This is a genomic window from Janthinobacterium sp. SUN206, from assembly GCF_030587305.1.
GTDB classification, from domain to species: domain Bacteria; phylum Pseudomonadota; class Gammaproteobacteria; order Burkholderiales; family Burkholderiaceae_D; genus Janthinobacterium; species Janthinobacterium kumbetense.
Genome location: NZ_JAPWIB010000001.1, coordinates 985,618 through 1,002,413 on the forward strand (window position 1 = coordinate 985,618; position 16,796 = coordinate 1,002,413).

Sequence of the window (16,796 nt, forward strand, 5' to 3'; positions counted from 1 at the left end):
TTGATATTGTTTGAATGACTTACTTAACCACTATTTCTCAGTCCCGCCGCGATGCCGTTGATCGACAAATGGATGCCCGTGCGCGCCGCTGCGTCCTGCTTGCCCTCGCGGAAGCGTTTCAGCAATTCCACCTGCACGTGGTTGAGCGGATCGATGTACGGGAAACGGTTGCGTATCGAGCGCTGCATCAGCGGATTGGCTTGCTGCAACTCTTCCTGGCCCGTGATCAGTTTCAGGGCGTCCAGGGTGGCCGCGTATTCGGCGCGGATGCGCGTGAAGATGGCGTCGCGCAAGGCCTTGTCCTTGACCAGTTCCGCATACTTGCCGGCGATGGCGATGTCGCTCTTGGCCAGCACCATGTCCATGTTCGACAGCAAGGACGTGAAGAAAGGCCAATCCATGTACATGCCGCGCAGCACGTCCGCGCCATCGGCCGGGTGGGCGGCCAGGTAGGCTTGCACGGCGGAACCGAAACCGAACCAGCCCGGCAGCATCAAACGGCATTGCGCCCAGCTCAAGACCCAGGGAATGGCGCGCAAATCCTCGATGGACGTGGATTTCTTGCGCGAGGCGGGACGGCTGCCGATATTCAGCGCGGCAATTTCCGCGATCACCGTCGATTCCCAGAAATACTGCTCGAAACCCTCCGTGCCATACACGAGGTCGCGGTAGGCGTTCAATGCCGTGCCGGACAGCTCTTCCATGGCAGCCAAATGGCCCGCGCCGGCCGAAGCCTTCGGCTGCAATTGCGCCTGCGGCAGCAGGGTCGACTGGATGGTGGCGGCCACCAGCACTTCCAGGTTGCGGCGCCCTACTTCCGGGTTCGCATACTTGGCCGTAATGACTTCGCCCTGCTCCGTCAATCGGATCTGTCCCTGCACGGCGCCGGCCGGCTGGGCCAGGATGGCTTCGTAGCTGGGTCCGCCGCCGCGTCCCACGGAACCGCCGCGGCCGTGGAACAGGCGCAGCTTGATCTGGTATTGCTTGAAGACCGTCACCAGCTCGATCTCGGCCTTGTAAAGTTCCCAGCCGGACGTCAAAAAGCCGCCGTCCTTGTTGCTGTCCGAGTAGCCGAGCATGACTTCCTGCTGATCCGCGCGCGATGCCAGCAAGCCACGGTAGAACGGCAAGCCGAAGGCGCGCGCCATGATGGCGGGACCGGCGCGCAAGTCGGCTATGGTTTCGAACAGGGGGATGATGTTGACGTCCACTTCACGGCTGTCCTGGCGCAGCAAGCCCACTTCCTTGAGCAGCAAGGCCACTTCCAGCAAGTCCGAGACGCTGGCCGCCTTGGAAATGATGCAGTTCGGCACCGATTCCTTGCCATATTTGACATGGGCCTCGCGCACGGCGCGGAAGATGTCGAGTTCGGACGTCGTTTCCTCCGAGTACTGCGCATACGGCGACGTCAGCAGGCGTGGCGACTCCAGTTCGGCCAACAGCAAGCTGATGCGCTGCTCTTCATCGAGATCCAGGTAGACGAGGCCAGGCTGGGCGCCCGCGAACAGTTCGCCCACGACGCGCTCGTGCACGTCGGAATTCTGGCGCAAATCGAGCGGCGCCAGCGAAAAGCCGAACACCTTGACGGCGCGGCGCAGCTGGCGCAGCCGGCCACGGGCCAGCGCGCGCAAGCCATTGCTGACGAGCGAATGCTGGACCACGTCCAGGTCGGCCAGCAGGTCAGCAGCGGCAGCGTAGGGCTGCACGCCGTCGGCCTGCTTGCCCGCATTGTCACCCTTCTTGGACAGCACGACGCGCGTGGCGTCCAGGCGCGCGTGGATACCGTGCAAGGCGCGGCGGTACGGCTCGTCGACGCGGTGCGGCGAGGCGTCGGCCGAGCGTTCGGCCAGCGCGCGCAGCGGCTCGCTGCAGGCATTGAGTATTTGCGCCAGCGACAGTTGCGAAGCGAGCTTGCGCAATTCGCCCAGGTAAAAATCGAGCACCTTGTCGGCCTGCGTCTGCAGGGTGCTGCGCAGGATGTCGGCCGTCACAAACGGGTTGCCGTCGCGGTCGCCGCCTATCCAGCTGCCGACCTTCATAAAATTGGGCAATTCTGCATCTTCCCAGCGGGCATCGCGCTGGGCCAGCATGGTTTCCAGCGAAGAATACAATTTCGGCAATTCACGCAAGATCGTGTGGTCGTAGAACGACAGGCCATTGGCCACTTCATCCATGACGGACAGCTTGCTCGTGCGCAACAGACGCGTCTGCCACAAGGTGACGATGCCGCGGCCCAGCGCTTCTTCGTTCTGTTCCGCTTCTTCCGGTGTCATTTGCACGCGGTCGCGCTCGCTCAACAGGCGCGCGATGGCCATCTGGCAATTCTGGATGCTCTTGCGCTGCACTTCCGTCGGATGCGCCGTGAAGACGGGGCTGACGAACGCATCTTCGAAGAACGTTTCCAGCGCATCGGCCTTGCCCGCGTCAAACACATTGCCGACGGCATGGCTGAGGCTACCCTGGCGCGGCGGCGAGCCGGCGATCAGATGGGCGCGCGTGCGGCGGATGTGATGTTGATCTTCCGCAATATTGGCCAGCAGCGAGAAATAGCTGAAAGCGCGCGTCAATTGCGTGGTTTCTTCCTGCGACAGCGCTTGCAGCGCGTCCGACAGCTGCGCGCGCGCCGCTTCATCATTGTCGCGGCGGAAACGGATGGCCAGCTGGCGCACATGTTCGATGCGTTCGAAGGCGGGGTCGCCCAGGTGGTTGCGGATGGCGTCGCCCAGCAGACGGCCCAGCTGGCGGATATCGCTGCTCAGCAGCTCGTCTTTCACTTCATTCATTTGCATGGTATTCATTTCCTGGGGCGGCCACGGCGGCACCGCACAGATTGCGTAGTACGCGCTTCCCGGCCCGGGAAACGCCCATCGTCGAATTTGTAGTAAATTTACCTTATTGCTTCACCATCCTCTTGATTTCCATCAATAAAAATCATATCCAAAGGGCCGACAAGGGCTTACGAGCTGTTTGCCAGGGCAACAATATGAAAATTTACTACGCATTTAAGCGAAAGGCAATCAACTTTTGTCTTTCGAGGCTGAAAAGTGACGGCGCAACACACATGGCCGGCGCTCTCCTGTATGCTGGCGGCTGAAACAAGGATGTAATCCACATCTTTCACACACCGGACAAAACCGTAGCGAGCGAATGTGAGTTGTGGCCGAGAAGCGGAGCTGTGCGGATGCACAGTGAGCATCGGAGGCCGCAAATCGCGACGCGCAGCAGGTTTGTCGGGTGTTTTACTCTCTTCTCCCATGCGACTGACTGCCTATACTGACTACACCCTGCGCACCCTGATGTACCTGGGTGTGCACCGCGACCGGCTCGTGACCATCCAGGACATCGCCGACCTGCATGCGATTTCAAAGAATCACTTGATGAAGGTGGTGCACCAGCTGGGCCTGTCGGGCATCGTGGAAACGGTGCGTGGGAGAAATGGCGGCCTGCGCCTGGCGCGCGACCCGGCCGAGATCAATATCGGCACCGTCGTGCGCGAAACGGAAAACGATTTTTTCATGGCCGAATGTTTTAACAAGGAAAACAATACCTGCCCGCTCACGCCCGATTGCCTGCTGAAGGCCAAGCTGGGCCAGGCCACGGCCGCCTTCCTGGCCGTGCTCGACACGGTGACGCTGGCATCGATACTCGACGCGACGCCGGGCGCGCCGGCGCTGGCGGCGGGCGTCATCCCCCTGCGCGTGGCAAAGTAAGCGCGCCAGAAACAACAATGCCCGGCGAACCGGGCATTGTTTCCTTCAGTAACTCCTGTTTACATCAATGCGCGCTGGCGCCTGCCGCGCCGATGCCCGTTTCCGAACGCATTTGCTGCGCTTCGTAACCGGCGCGGTCGATGCGCGCGCGGGGGCTCTTGTCGAGCACCGAGAACAGCCAGATGCCGACGAAGCCGGCCGTCATCGAGAACAGCGCCGGCGAGGCATACGGGAACAGCGCTTCGCCATGGCCCAGCACGTCGACCCACACGGACTTCGACACCACCGTCAGCGCGACGGCCGTGATCAAGCCCAGGAAGCCGCCGATGGTGGCGCCCCGCGTGGTGCAATCCTTCCACAGCACCGACATGAACAGCACGGGGAAGTTGGCCGAGGCGGCAATCGCAAAAGCCAGCGAAACCATGAAGGCGATGTTCTGCTTTTCAAAGGCGATGCCCAGCACCACGGCGATAATGCCCAGCACGATCGTCGTCACGCGCGACACTTTCAATTCATTGGCGCCCGTGGCCTTGCCCTTCTTGATGACGGTGGCATACAGGTCGTGCGACACGGCCGACGCGCCCGACAGGGTCAAGCCCGCCACGACGGCCAGGATGGTGGCAAACGCGACAGCCGACATGAAGCCGAGGAAGACGTTGCCGCCCACGGCCTTGGCCAGGTGCACGGCCGCCATGTTGTTGCCACCCAGCAATTTACCTGCGGCATCCTTGAACTCGGGATTGGTACTCACCAGCACGATGGCGCCAAAGCCGATGATGAAGGTCAGAATGTAGAAATAGGCGATCCAGGTGGTGGCCCAGAACACGGATTTGCGCGCTTCCTTGGCGCTGGGCACCGTGAAGAAACGCATCAGGATGTGCGGCAAGCCGGCCGTGCCGAACATCAGCGCCATGCCGAACGAAATGGCGGAAATAGGATCCTTGATGAAGGAACCGGGGCCCATGATGGCTTCCTTGGTGGCGTGCACGTCCACCGACTTGGCGAACAGCGCTTCCGGGCTGAAGTTGAACTGCGCCAGCACGGCCACGGCCATGAAGGTGGCGCCGCCCAGCAGCATCACGGCCTTGATGATCTGTACCCAGGTGGTGGCCGTCATGCCGCCAAACAGCACGTAAATCATCATCAGGGTGCCGACCAGGACGACGGCGATCCAGTATTCCAGGCCGAACAGCAGCTTGATCAGCTGGCCCGCGCCCACCATCTGCGCGATCAGATAAAAGGCCACGACGACCAGGGTGCCGGACGCGGAGAAAATGCGGATCGGCGCCTGCTTGAAGCGGTAGGCGGCCACGTCGGCAAAGGTGAAGCGGCCCAGGTTGCGCAGGCGCTCTGCCATCAAAAAGGTGATGACGGGCCAGCCGACGAGAAAGCCGATGGCGTAGATCAGGCCATCGTAGCCGTTCAAAAAGACGGCGGCGGAAATGCCGAGGAAGGAAGCGGCCGACATGTAGTCGCCCGCGATGGCCAGGCCGTTCTGGAAGCCCGTGATGCCGCCGCCGGCCGTGTAGAAATCGGAAGCCGACTTGGTTTTCGCGGCCGCCCACTTGGTGACGAACAGCGTGAAGATGACGAAGGCGGCGAACATGATGATCGCCGTCCAGTTGGTCGGCTGCTTGACCGCCTGGCCCAGGTCGGCGCCGGCCGCCAGCACGCTGCTGCTGGCGCCCGCCAGCAAGGCCAGGCTTGCCAGGCAGGAGAGTTTGCGTTGCGTCAATGTGGTGCCGCTCATGCTTGCACCCGTGCCTGGATGGCGTTGCTCAAGTCGTCGAATTGCTTGTTGGCGCGGCGCACATAGATGCCCGTGACCAGCACGGTAAACACGATGACGAACAGGCCGATCGGCATGCCCCAGGTCATCACGCCGGTGCCCGTCTTAGTGGCGAGGAATTCCTTGTTGAAGGCGATGAGCAGGATGTAGCCGTAATACACCAGCATCATCAGGCCCGTCAGCGCCCAGCCGAAGCGGGAACGCACCTTGACCAGTTGATGATAGTTGGGGTCGCTCTTGATTTTTTGAACGAGATCGTCATGCATTGTGTTGCCTCCTGTTATGTAAAAGCTGCTCTTTTGTTTTCGAGCTTGGATTCACAGTACAGCGCAAGGCTTACCCGCCCCTTACGGCAGCGTTTTTTCTCGCGGGGACAACACAAGGCGGGCAAAAAATCAATTCAGTGCGGCAGCCGGTCCGAAGAACTCGTGGTGCGTCTGCTGTTCCGGCACGCCCAGTTCGCGCAAGTATTGCTTGACGGCCCGCATGAATGGCTGCGGCCCCAGGAAGTAGGCGTCGACGTCGCGCGAGACCGGCAGCCAGCTGTTCAACTGCTCTTTATTCAGCAAGCCGACGGCGTCCGGCGCGGCGGCGCCCGGCGCATCGTGTTCTCCGCCATGTTCCGCATAGCAGTAATAGCGCTGCAGCTGCGGGTGCTGCGCGGCCAGTGCATCGATCTGCGCACGGAATGCATGCACGCCGTGGTTGCGCGCCGCGTGGATGAAATGCACGGGACGCTTGCCGCGCAGGGCCGCCGTCAGCATGGCCAGGGTCGGCGTGATACCCACGCCGCCGCTGATCAGCACCAGCGGCTTGTCGCTCTGCGTCAGCACGAAGTCGCCCGATGGCGGCGTCAGCTGCACGGTGTCGCCCGCCTGCACGTGGTCGTGGAAGAAATTCGATACCTTGCCGCCCTCTTCGCGCTTGACGCTGATGCGGTAAGTCTGGCCATTGCTGGCGGCGGACAGGGAGTACTGCCGGCGCATGGGCACGCCATCGACGGTGGCCAGCACGCCAATGTATTGACCTGGCGCAAAGTCGAGCACGGACTGACCATCGGCCGGCGCCAGCAGGAATGACGTGATCTCGGCGCTTTCCACGCTCTTGCTGCGCACTAAAAAATCGCGCGCGCCGCTCCAGCCGCCTGGCGCGGCCGCTTGCGCCTTGTAGATGCGCCCTTCCTCGCCGGCCAGGATGTCGGCCAGCTGGCCGTAGGCCGCGCCCCAGGCATCGATGACGGCGTCGCTGGCCACTTCTTCGCCCAGCACTTCGCGGATGGCTTGCAGCAGGCTGGCGCCCACCAGCGGATAGTGCTCGGCGCGAATCTGCAGAGCCACGTGCTTGTTGACGATGGTGGCCACCAGGTCGCCCAGCGCGGCAAGCTTGTCGATATTCTTGGCATACATCAATACGCCATTGGCCAGCGCGCGCTGCTGGTCGCCGCTGTGCTGGTGCGCCTGGTTAAAGTACGGCAGCACTTCGGGATGGTCGCGGAACAGATTCTTGTAGAAATGGCGGGTCAGCGCTTCGCCGCCCTGCTCGAGGATGGGGACGGTGGCCGTGATGATGGCGCGTTGTTCTTGGGTCAGCATGTAAAACTCCTGTGTATCTATTAGTGTATCTATTAGTAAGCGGTGTCAGGCCAGCGATTCAATGGCCGGATACAGATCGTGGTCTTCGCGCCGCATGCGCTGGAACAGCGCGTGCAGCACGGTATTGGCTTCGCTGCGGAAGGCGTCCGGTTCGGCTTCCAGGCGCACGGGCGTATTCCAGCGGCCGGCGAAATCCAGGTAGGCGCCGGCGATGCCGTGCATCTCGTTTTCGTACTGGCGTCCCAGCCGGGCCACCTCGGCCACGCCGCACGCTTGCGCGGCCGGATACAGGTAACGCTGCTCGACGGCCAGGTGCAGCTTGATCAAGCCGCTCATGGCGATGATCTGGTCGGCAATGGCCTGCGCCTGCGCGCCGACACCGCCGCGCGCCAGCTGGCGCAAGTCATCGATGGCGGCCAGGATGGCCAGGTGCTGCTGTTTGAATTTGTCGATATTCATGATGTTTTTCTCTTGTTGAGTGTTTCCAGTGTAGCGGAATTCTCTTAAACATGCAAATTACATGCATCTTTAAAAGCGCAAATGTTTCCCACAAGAATGTATAGCGACATGCGCCACTATGTGCGGCACAGAACACAAGCTATGGCCACGCCTGCCTATAATTTATTCATCACAGCGCGTGTCCGTTTGCGGCCGCGCCGCACCCTCCACTCCAGCCAAGGATGAGCATGAGTATGAAGACGGACACGGTCAAGACGGGCACGGGCCAGGCGCAGCAACTGGCCGGCATCATCAACGAACACCACACGGCATTGCTGGACGGCTGGATGGCCGGCCTGATCGCCCGCCTGGTGCGGCGCGACAAGATCGCCGAAAACGAGCTGCGCCAGCAGGCATCGCAATTCCTGCCGCTGCTGGCGGGCGCGCTGGAAAACGGCGACTCGTTCGACATCGAAGGCGGCGCCTGGGACGACACGCGCCAGCTGCTCGCGGAAATATCGCAGTCGCGCGTGCGCCAGGGCTATTCGCCGATCGACACGGCCAGCTTCATGTTCTCGCTCAAGGAACCGCTGTTCGCCTACCTGCGCCAGGAAATCACGGCGCAGCCGCAGGAACTGGGCGACGCCATCGTCAGCACCAGCAAATTGTTCGACGAGCTGGGTTTGCTCACCATCGCCATCTACCAGAAGGCGCGCGAACAGGTGATATTGCGCCAGCAGCAGGAATTGCTGGAACTGTCCACGCCCGTGGTGCAGCTGTGGCAAAACGTGCTGGCCCTGCCCCTGATCGGCACCCTCGACAGCGCGCGCACGCAGGTGGTGATGGAAAGCCTGCTGCAAAAGATCGTCGACACGGGCGCGCTGATCGCCATCATCGACATCACGGGCGTGCCCACGGTCGACACCCTGGTGGCGCAGCACCTGCTGAAAACCATCGCCGCCGCGCGCCTGATGGGCGCCGACTGCATCATCAGCGGCATCCGCCCGCAGATCGCGCAAACCATCGTGCACCTGGGCGTGAACCTGGAAGACGTGATGACCAAGGCTACCCTGGCCGACGCCTTCGTCGTGGCCCTGAAGCGCACGGGCTCCAGCATCACCTACCAGCAGCAAACACACTGAGGCGCCTATGGAAAGAATCCCCATTTTACGCATGGGCCGGCTGCTGCTGGTGACGATCCAGGTGGACATGCACGACCGCCTGGCGATGACCTTGCAGGACGACCTGACCACCCGCATCGTGACGGACCGCGCCACGGGCGTGCTGATCGACATCTCCGCGCTCGACATCGTCGATTCCTTCATCGGCCGCATGATCAGCAACACGGCGGCGATGGCGAAAATCCTCGACGCGCGCACCGTCGTCGTCGGCATGCAGCCGGCCGTCGCCATCACCCTGGTGGAACTGGGCCTGACCCTGGAAGGCGTCAGCACGGCGCTCAACGTGGAACGGGGGATCAAGCTGCTGGAACGGGGCGGCGCATGCGCATGACGGGGGCGCCGTGCTAGGCGCGCAGGCACAGGAGCGTGCGCAGCAGATTCTGCCCCTGCACAGCGACGAAGACGTCGTGCGGCTGCGCAAGCAGGTACGCGACAGCATGGTCGCCATGGGGTTTGGCCTGATCGAACAGACCAAGATCATCACGGCGGCCAGCGAACTGGCGCGCAACACCCTGCGCTACGGCGGCGGCGGCGAAGCGCGCATCGCGCGCGTCAGCGATGGCGCGCGCCAGGGACTGGAACTGCGCTTTGTCGATGCGGGACCGGGCATCGACGATATTCCCCTGGCGCTGACCGATGGCTATACCAGCGGCGGCGGGCTGGGACTGGGGCTGGGTGGCGCCAAGCGCCTGGCCGACGCCTTTCACATCGACACGGCGCCCGGCGCGGGCACCACTGTCACCATCGCGAAATGGAAGCTGTTTTGAACCACCTCGAGCAAGCCCCTGACATTGCCAGGCAACGCCGTTTTTCCGTCGGCGAACCGAGCGAAATCGCCACGGCCCGCCGCGCCGGCAACGAACTGGCGCGCCACATCGGCTTCGACGACGTGCGCACGGGCCAGCTGGCCATCATCATCAGCGAAGCGGCGACCAACATCGTCAAGCACGCGCAGCGCGGCGAAATCCTGCTGCGCAAGGTGCTGCGCGGCGGCACCAGCGGCATCGAAGTGCTGGCCATCGACAACGGCCCCGGCATGGCGAATGTGCGCCAGCACATGCAGGATGGCCATTCCACCACGGGCACCTACGGCGTGGGTCTGGGCGCGATACGCCGCCTGAGCCAGGAATTCGACCTGTACACGGCGCCCGGCAAGGGCACGGTGCTGATGATGGTGGTCTGGGGGCCGAACGCCAGCAGCGCCATCCCGGCCAGCCCGAACTGGCAGATCGGCGCCGTCTGCCTGCCGCTGGCCTCGGAACAGGTATGCGGCGACGCCTGGAACGTCGTCTGCGAAGGCCATGAACTGAGCCTGATGGTGGCCGATGGACTGGGCCACGGCCCGCTGGCGGCGCGCGCCTCGGAATGCGCCAGCGCCCTGCTGGAACACGACACGCCCGGCCTGCCGCCCCTGCCCGCCCCCTTCATCGAGCTGGCCAACGGCGCCCTGCGCGCCACGCGCGGCGCGGCCCTGGCCCTGGCGCATATCGACAGCGCACGCCGTCAGTTGCGCTACGCGGGCGTGGGCAATATCGCCGCCTGCGCCTTCGATGCGCGGCAGCGCCGGCATTTGCTGTCGCACAACGGCATCGTTGGCAGCAACTTGCGCAAGGTGCAGGAATTCTGCTATCCGTGGCAGCCTGGCGCGACCTTGATCATGCATAGCGACGGCCTGCACACGCGCTGGGACCTGGAACAGTATCCGGGCCTGGCGCACTGCCACCCCAGCCTCGTCGCCGCCGTGCTGTACCGCGACTTTGCGCGCGGGCGCGACGACGTCACGGTGGTGGTGCTGCGCGAACACGAGGAACAGCAGGCCGTGATGGGGGAAAGGAGCGAAACGACATGACACGACGCATATTGACGGCCCATATCGGCAGCGAACTCGATGTGGTGGGCGCGCGCCAGCGCGCGCGGCAGATCGCCGCCCTGTGCGGCTTCGGCGTGCAGGACCAGGTGCGCATCGCCACGGCCGTATCGGAACTGGCGCGCAACGTCTACAACTACGCCGGCAGCGGCAAGGTGCATTTCGCCATCGATGGCCAGACGGCGCCGCAGGTGCTCAGCATCCGCATCGAGGACCAGGGCCCCGGCATCGCGCAGCTCGACCACATACTGGCCGGCACCTACCGCTCGCCGACGGGCATGGGCCTGGGCATCCTGGGCGCCCAGCGCCTGATGGACCGCTGCCATATCCGCAGCGCGCCGGGCGACGGCACGCAGATCACCCTGCACAAGCTGTTCCCGCGCGACGCACCCCTGCTCGACGGCGGCAAGATCGGCACGCTGTCCGGCAGCCTGCAGGCGCTGCCGCCGGACATCACGCTGTCGGAAGTGCAGCAGCAGAACCGCGAGCTGCTGACCACCCTGGCCGAACTGAAGACGCGACAGGACGACCTGCTGCAGCTGACGCGCGAACTGGAAGACACCAACCGCGGCGTGGTGGCGCTGTTCGCGGAACTGGACGAAAAGGCCGACCACCTGCGCCGCGCCGACCAGATGAAATCGCGCTTCCTGTCGAACATGAGCCATGAATTCCGCACGCCGCTCAGCTCCATCCGCGCCCTGTCCAAGCTGCTGCTCGACCGCATCGACGGCGATCTGTCGGAGGAACAGGAAAAGCAGGTGCTGTTCATCCTGCAAAGCGCCGTCAGCCTGAGCGACCTGGTGAACGACCTGCTGGACCTGGCCAAGATCGAGGCGGGCAAGGTCGACGTGCACGCCAACAGTTTCCAGGTGGCGGACCTGTTCAGCGCCCTGCGCGGCATGCTGCGCCCGCTGCTGGTGTCCGATACGCTCACCTTGACCTTCATCGATCCCGATCCGGCGCTGCACATCCACACGGATGAAGGCAAGCTGTCGCAAATCCTGCGCAATTTCATCTCCAACGCCCTGAAGTTCACCGAGGCCGGGGCCATCATCGTCAGCGCCACGCCCTTGCCGGAGCAGGACGCGATCCGCTTTTCCGTCTCCGACACGGGCCTGGGCATCGCCGCCGAAGACGTGCAGATGATCTTCGAGGAATTCAGCCAGGTGGAAAACCACATGCAGCGCAAGGTCAAGGGCACGGGTCTTGGCTTGCCCCTGTGCCGCAACCTGGCCACCCTGCTCAATGGCACGGTGAGCGTGGAAAGCACGCCGGGCCACGGTTCGCTGTTTTCCGTCGTCCTGCCCGCCAGCTACCACGCGCCCGAAGGCAGCCTGCCCCCGTGCGCGCCAGCCAACGACAATGGCAACGACCAGCGCATCGCCGTGCTGGTGGTGGAAGACAATCCGCCCGTGCGCCTGCTGTATGAAAAATTCCTGGCCGGCAGCGAATTTCGCGTCGTCCCCGCGCGCAGCGTGCGCGAGGCGCAGGAGCGCTGGGAACAGCAGCGCCCCGCCGCCGTCATCCTCGATATCTTGCTGCACGGTGAAACGGCCTGGCACTGGCTGGCCGAGCTGAAAAACGACCCGCTGCGGCGCCAGGTGCCCGTCATCGTCGCCACCGAGATCGACGACGTGCGCAAGGGCCTGGCCCTGGGCGCCGACGCCTACTACGTCAAGCCGCTGCCGCGCCAGCAATTGCTGGCGACCCTGCGCGCGCTGATCGGCAATCCCCACCACCGGCAAGAGCCGGTTCCGCCGCAAGGCACAACCACCTGGGACAATGCGCATGCTACCGGATAACAACAGCGATGCTCTGATCCTGAACGTCGATGACAGCGATGGCGCACGCTACGCCAAGTCGCGCATCCTCCAACGCGCCGGTTTCAAGGTCATCGAAGCGTCGAACGGTGGCGACGCGCTGCTGCGCGCCCGCCATGACCGCCCCAACCTGATCCTGCTCGACGTCAAGCTGCCCGACATCAACGGCCTGGAAGTGTGCCGCCAGTTGAAGGGCGGCGCCGAGACAAACACCATCCTGGTGCTGCAGACGTCGGCTTCCTGCATCGGCACGGCCGACAAGATCCGCGCCCTGGACGGCGGCGCCGACAATTACCTGGTCGAGCCCATCGAGGCCGATGAACTGATCGCCAACGTCAAGGCCCTGCTGCGCCTGGGCCGCGTCGAGCGCGCGCTGCGCGACGTGGACCGCCGCAAGGATGAATTCCTGGCCACCCTGGCGCACGAATTGCGCAACCCGCTGGGCCCCATCCGCACGGCGCTGGCCCTGCTGTGCAAGCTCGACCCCGTCGTGCCGGCCGTGCAGGACAATGCGCGCCGCACCATCGCCCGCCATACCGATCACCTGGTGCGCCTGGTGGACGACCTGCTCGACGTGTCGCGCATTTCGCAGGGGAAAATCTCGCTGCAATGGGAAAGCGTGAGCCTGGCCAGCGTCATCCGCAGCGCGCTGGAAACGAGTTCGCACAGCATCGAGGCGCGCGGCCATGCGCTGGACGTCAACCTGCCCCGGGAAGAACTGTGGGTCTGCGGCGACGCCGTGCGCCTGTCGCAGATCGTCGCCAACCTGCTGCTCAACGCGGCCAAGTTCACGGCGCCGGGCGGGCGCATCGCCATTACCGCCGAACGCGAAGGCGACAATGTGCGCATCCGCCTCAGCGACAACGGCATCGGCATCGCCGCCGCCAGCATCGACAGCATCTTCGGCCTGTTCGAGCAGAGCGGACACGCGCCCGACCGGGTGCAGGATGGCCTGGGCATCGGCCTGTCGCTGGTGCGCAACCTGGTGACCCTGCACGGCGGCCAGGTCAGCGTGCGCAGCCCCGGCGTAGGGCTGGGCAGCACCTTCGAAGTCCTGCTGCCGCTCGACGCCAACGTGCCGGTGGCGGCAGCACCAGCGCCGCAGACCGCCACCGGCGGCAGCCAGCGCATCCTCGTCGTCGATGACAACCGCGATGCGGCCGATACCCTGGCCGAACTGCTGGAAATGTACGGCCACACGGTGCGCACGGCCTACACGGGCGCGCAAGCCACCGAGCGCACGCTGGAATTCAAGCCCGACATCGTCTTTCTCGACATCGGCCTGCCCGACATGAGCGGCTACGACGTGGCCGTCAAACTGCGCCAACTGCCGATACCGCAGCAATTCCTGCTCGTCGCGCTGACCGGCTACGGCCAGGAACACGACCGCCAGGCGGCCCTGCAGGCCGGTTTCAACGAACACTTCGCCAAACCCGTCGATTTCGGCAAGCTGGCCATGCTGGGATTGCATATCGCCCCCTGAGCGGGGTGGCGGCTGCCTGCGGCCAAGGCGTCGGCTATAATCGGCGGCCGCCTCACCTCTGGAAGCATGACATGACAACCCGCACGCCGCTGCTGCGCATCACCATGATACTGGGCGCCCTGCACGCCCTCCTGGGCTGGCTGCTGCTGCCGTCGCTCCCCGTCGGCCTGGCCGGCTGGCTGCTGGGCGGCCTGGTCCTGCTGGCGTCGACCATGCTCATGCCGATGACGATCTTCGCCCGCGCCGTCACCAACGATGCGCGCCTGGCCGACCGTCTGAGCTGGGCCGGTTCGCTGTGCATGGGCTTTTTTTCCTCGCTGTTCGTGCTGACCGCGCTGCGCGCACTGCTGATGCTGATTCCTGCCACCCGCCCGCACGCGCAGGCATCCGCCGTGCTTGTGCTGCTCCTGGCGCTGCTGGCCACCGTCGTCGGCTTCATCAACGCCCGCCGGGTGGCGCGCGTGCGCGAGGTCGACGTGCCCATCGCCGGCCTACCGGCCGCCTTGCAGGGCTACACCATCGTGCAACTGAGCGACATCCACGTGGGCGCCACCATCAAGCGCGCCTACGTGCAGGCCATCGTCGCGCGTGCCAACGGCTTGCAGGCGGACCTCATCGCCATCACGGGCGACGTGGTCGACGGCACGGTGGCGCAACTGGGCAGCCACACGGCGCCGCTGGGCGAGCTGTGCGCGCGCCACGGCGTCTTCCTCGTCACGGGCAACCATGAATACTATTCGGGCGCCGCGCCGTGGGTGGCGGAATTTCGCCGCCTGGGCTTGCGCGTGCTGATGAATGAACATGTCGTCCTCGACCGCGACGGCGCGCGCCTGGCGCTGGCCGGCGTCACCGACTTCAACGCGGCCGCCTTCGACCCTGCCCAGGCAAGCGACCCGCAAGCGGCCATCGCCGGCGCGCCGCCCGGCATCCCCCGCATCCTGCTGGCGCACCAGCCGCGCAGCGCGCCCGAGGCGGAAGCGGCCGGCTACGACCTGCAATTGTCGGGCCACACGCACGGCGGCCAGTTCTGGCCGTGGAACCTGTTCGTGCCGCTGCAGCAGCCGTATGTGGCGGGCCTGCACCGGCAAGGCCGCCTGTGGATCTATGTGAGCCGCGGCACGGGCTACTGGGGGCCGCCGAAACGCATCGGCGCGCCGGCGGAGATTACGAGACTCAGGCTGGTGGCGGCGTAGAACCTAGTCGACCCAACTGGCCATCCACGCCTCGAACCGCGCCACCACCGCCGGCGGATTCAAACGCGCCATCGCGCCTTCCACCGCTTCGCTGTCGCTGACCTCGAACAGCAGCACGCTCTCGTCACGCCGGGCGCCCCTACCGAATACCCCTTCGGCGTCAAGCTGCGCCAGCGCCGCGATGCAGGCGTCGAACACGCCGCTGCGCAAGGTGGCGAAGTCCACGTCGAACGGCAAGTCACGGTGCGCCTGCAGCAGCAATCGGTAGGCGCTGTCAAAATATTCGCCGCCGTCCTCGAACGCCCATTCGGCGGGATTCCACAGCATCTCCTCGCCATACTCCGAGGCGGCCAGCGCTTCGCGGCTATTCGCCATGGGGCCGATGGTCATGGCGCTGTCGTCGCTGACCAACGCGAAAGCGTCGATGTGCTGGTCGGGATGCGCGCGGCGCGCGGCTTCGACAGCCAGGCGCGCGGCATCCGCCACCAGGGTTTGCAGCAGCGCGAAATCGAATACGGCCGGGTCGATGACGCTTTCGCGCGCCAGCACGTAGCCGTCGGCCAGCGCGGCCCGGCCATGCGCCAGGTAGACGGCGTGCGCTTCGGCTTCCCTGGCGTAGTCGTTGCGCGTCTCCTCGCCCCAGGTCATGGCCGCACCGCTGGCCCTCCAGACGGTCGTGCCGAAGACGCGCGCTTCCCGGAAGCGGGCCGGCCGGTCGCCGTCGAAGGTGTAAAACAGGCTGTAATTACTATGCATGGGAATTGTTCATCGGTTAATCGGGCCGCATCTGCGCGGCGAAATCGCGCTGGTGGAATTGCTCCAGCAGGAAATCGACGAACACGCGCGTCTTCGCGGGCAAGAGCTTCTTGCTGGGATAGTACACGGACAGAGGGCCGGAATCGGCGTGCCAGCCTGGCAGCAGCCGGATCAGGGCGCCGCTGCGCAAGTGGGTCAGCGCGTGCGGCATGGGCAGCAGCGCCACGCCAACGCCCAGGATGGCCGCCTGCGCCATCGCTTCCGGGTCGTCGAAGATGGCGCGCGGCCGGCATTCGGCCACGCCTTCGCCGCCCGCGCCGTCGCGCAATATCCAGCTGCGCAACCTGCCGCTGCCGGCAGAACGGCGCGCCACGCCATCGAATTGCGCCAGGTCCGACGGATGCCTGGGCATGGCCTTGCCCTGCATGAAGGCGGGCGACGCCGTGGCGACGATGTGGGCGTGACCCAGCTCGCGCGCCACCACGCCCGGAGTCAGCTCGATGCCGCCGCCGATGGCGACATCGAAGCCTTCGCCGATCAAGTCGACTTGCCGGTTGTCGAAATGGCAGTCGGGCACCACGCCCGGGTGGCGCGCGATGAAGTCGCCCAGCAGGGGCACCACGTAGCTGCGCCCGAACGACGGCGCCATGCTGATTTTCAGGATGCCCGCCGGCTGGCCGCCCTCTTCCGCCACGCCGGCGATCGCTTCGCGCAGGGTGGTCAGGGCGCCGCCTATCTGCTGCAGGAAACGCTCGCCCCCTTCCGTCAGGGTCAGGCGCCGCGTGCTGCGCTGGAACAGCCGCAATCCCAGGCTCGCTTCCAGGCGCGCCACGTTCTTGCTGACGGCGGCCGGCGTCAGTCCCAGGCGACGCGCGGCGGCGGAAAAGCTACCCAGCTCGGCAGACAGCACGAAGGATTGCAAGTGATTGAGGGCGTCCATGCGCCTATTCTACCCGCTCAGCTGATA

At 64.8% G+C, this 16,796-nt stretch carries 15 protein-coding genes; 8 read left to right on the forward strand and 7 right to left on the reverse strand.

Going from position 1 to position 16,796, the window contains the following annotated elements; translation table 11 throughout:
* Positions 1-23: 23 nt before the first annotated feature.
* On the reverse strand, positions 24-2,789 hold the full coding sequence (ppc, locus tag O3300_RS04305; RefSeq protein ID WP_305052162.1) for a phosphoenolpyruvate carboxylase: 2,766 nt from the start codon (positions 2,787-2,789) through the stop codon (positions 24-26).
* A 465-nt stretch (positions 2,790-3,254) separates the two neighbouring features.
* Between ppc and O3300_RS04310 the strand changes: the two genes are divergently transcribed.
* Complete coding sequence (locus tag O3300_RS04310) at positions 3,255-3,710, forward strand: Rrf2 family transcriptional regulator (RefSeq protein ID WP_099667764.1); 456 nt, start codon at positions 3,255-3,257, stop codon at positions 3,708-3,710.
* A gap of 64 nt (positions 3,711-3,774) precedes the next feature.
* Here O3300_RS04310 and O3300_RS04315 read toward each other — a convergent pair whose 3' ends face one another.
* From O3300_RS04315 to O3300_RS04330, 4 genes are all read right to left on the reverse strand, one after another.
* Positions 3,775-5,460 carry a cation acetate symporter gene (locus tag O3300_RS04315; RefSeq protein WP_289897696.1) on the reverse strand — a complete coding sequence of 562 codons (1,686 nt, stop codon included), beginning with the start codon at positions 5,458-5,460 and terminating at the stop codon, positions 3,775-3,777.
* Positions 5,457-5,765 carry a DUF485 domain-containing protein gene (locus O3300_RS04320; RefSeq protein ID WP_099667762.1) on the reverse strand — a complete coding sequence of 103 codons (309 nt, stop codon included), beginning with the start codon at positions 5,763-5,765 and terminating at the stop codon, positions 5,457-5,459. The genes O3300_RS04315 and O3300_RS04320 overlap by 4 nt, the downstream gene beginning before the upstream one ends.
* Positions 5,766-5,894: 129 nt before the next feature.
* Positions 5,895-7,091, reverse strand: coding sequence for an NO-inducible flavohemoprotein (gene hmpA / locus O3300_RS04325; RefSeq protein ID WP_305052163.1), 1,197 nt, complete (start codon positions 7,089-7,091; stop codon positions 5,895-5,897).
* A 45-nt stretch (positions 7,092-7,136) separates the two neighbouring features.
* Positions 7,137-7,550, reverse strand: a complete 414-nt coding sequence (locus tag O3300_RS04330) for a hemerythrin domain-containing protein (RefSeq protein ID WP_289910226.1) — start codon at positions 7,548-7,550, stop codon at positions 7,137-7,139.
* Positions 7,551-7,777: 227 nt separating this feature from the next.
* Here O3300_RS04330 and O3300_RS04335 point away from each other — a divergent pair, with 227 nt between their 5' ends.
* The 7 genes from O3300_RS04335 (at position 7,778) to O3300_RS04365 (ending at position 15,073) form a co-directional block, all read left to right on the forward strand.
* Positions 7,778-8,671: an STAS domain-containing protein gene (locus O3300_RS04335; RefSeq protein WP_305052164.1), complete on the forward strand. Its 894-nt coding sequence runs from the start codon at positions 7,778-7,780 to the stop codon at positions 8,669-8,671.
* Between the two features lie 7 nt (positions 8,672-8,678).
* Complete coding sequence (locus O3300_RS04340) at positions 8,679-9,041, forward strand: STAS domain-containing protein (protein WP_099667758.1); 363 nt, start codon at positions 8,679-8,681, stop codon at positions 9,039-9,041.
* Positions 9,042-9,051: 10 nt separating this feature from the next.
* Entirely contained in the window at positions 9,052-9,477 is a 426-nt protein-coding gene (locus O3300_RS04345; protein ID WP_305052165.1) for an ATP-binding protein, read from the forward strand.
* The gene (locus tag O3300_RS04350) at positions 9,474-10,559 is read left to right on the forward strand and encodes an ATP-binding SpoIIE family protein phosphatase (RefSeq protein WP_305052166.1); all 1,086 of its coding nucleotides are present in this window, start codon (positions 9,474-9,476) and stop codon (positions 10,557-10,559) included. The genes O3300_RS04345 and O3300_RS04350 overlap by 4 nt, the downstream gene beginning before the upstream one ends.
* The gene (locus tag O3300_RS04355) at positions 10,556-12,379 is read left to right on the forward strand and encodes an ATP-binding protein (protein ID WP_305052167.1); all 1,824 of its coding nucleotides are present in this window, start codon (positions 10,556-10,558) and stop codon (positions 12,377-12,379) included. The genes O3300_RS04350 and O3300_RS04355 overlap by 4 nt, the downstream gene beginning before the upstream one ends.
* Positions 12,366-13,880 (forward strand): response regulator, encoded by a 1,515-nt coding sequence (locus O3300_RS04360; protein ID WP_305052168.1) that lies wholly within the window; start codon positions 12,366-12,368, stop codon positions 13,878-13,880. Before O3300_RS04355 ends, O3300_RS04360 begins: the two co-directional genes overlap by 14 nt.
* Positions 13,881-13,951: 71 nt before the next feature.
* Complete coding sequence (locus tag O3300_RS04365) at positions 13,952-15,073, forward strand: metallophosphoesterase (protein WP_305052169.1); 1,122 nt, start codon at positions 13,952-13,954, stop codon at positions 15,071-15,073.
* A 3-nt stretch (positions 15,074-15,076) separates the two neighbouring features.
* Here O3300_RS04365 and O3300_RS04370 read toward each other — a convergent pair whose 3' ends face one another.
* Positions 15,077-15,829: a DUF4303 domain-containing protein gene (locus tag O3300_RS04370; RefSeq protein ID WP_305052170.1), complete on the reverse strand. Its 753-nt coding sequence runs from the start codon at positions 15,827-15,829 to the stop codon at positions 15,077-15,079.
* Between the two features lie 16 nt (positions 15,830-15,845).
* The gene (locus tag O3300_RS04375) at positions 15,846-16,769 is read right to left on the reverse strand and encodes a LysR family transcriptional regulator (RefSeq protein WP_305052171.1); all 924 of its coding nucleotides are present in this window, start codon (positions 16,767-16,769) and stop codon (positions 15,846-15,848) included.
* Between the last annotated feature and the right edge of the window lie 27 nt (positions 16,770-16,796).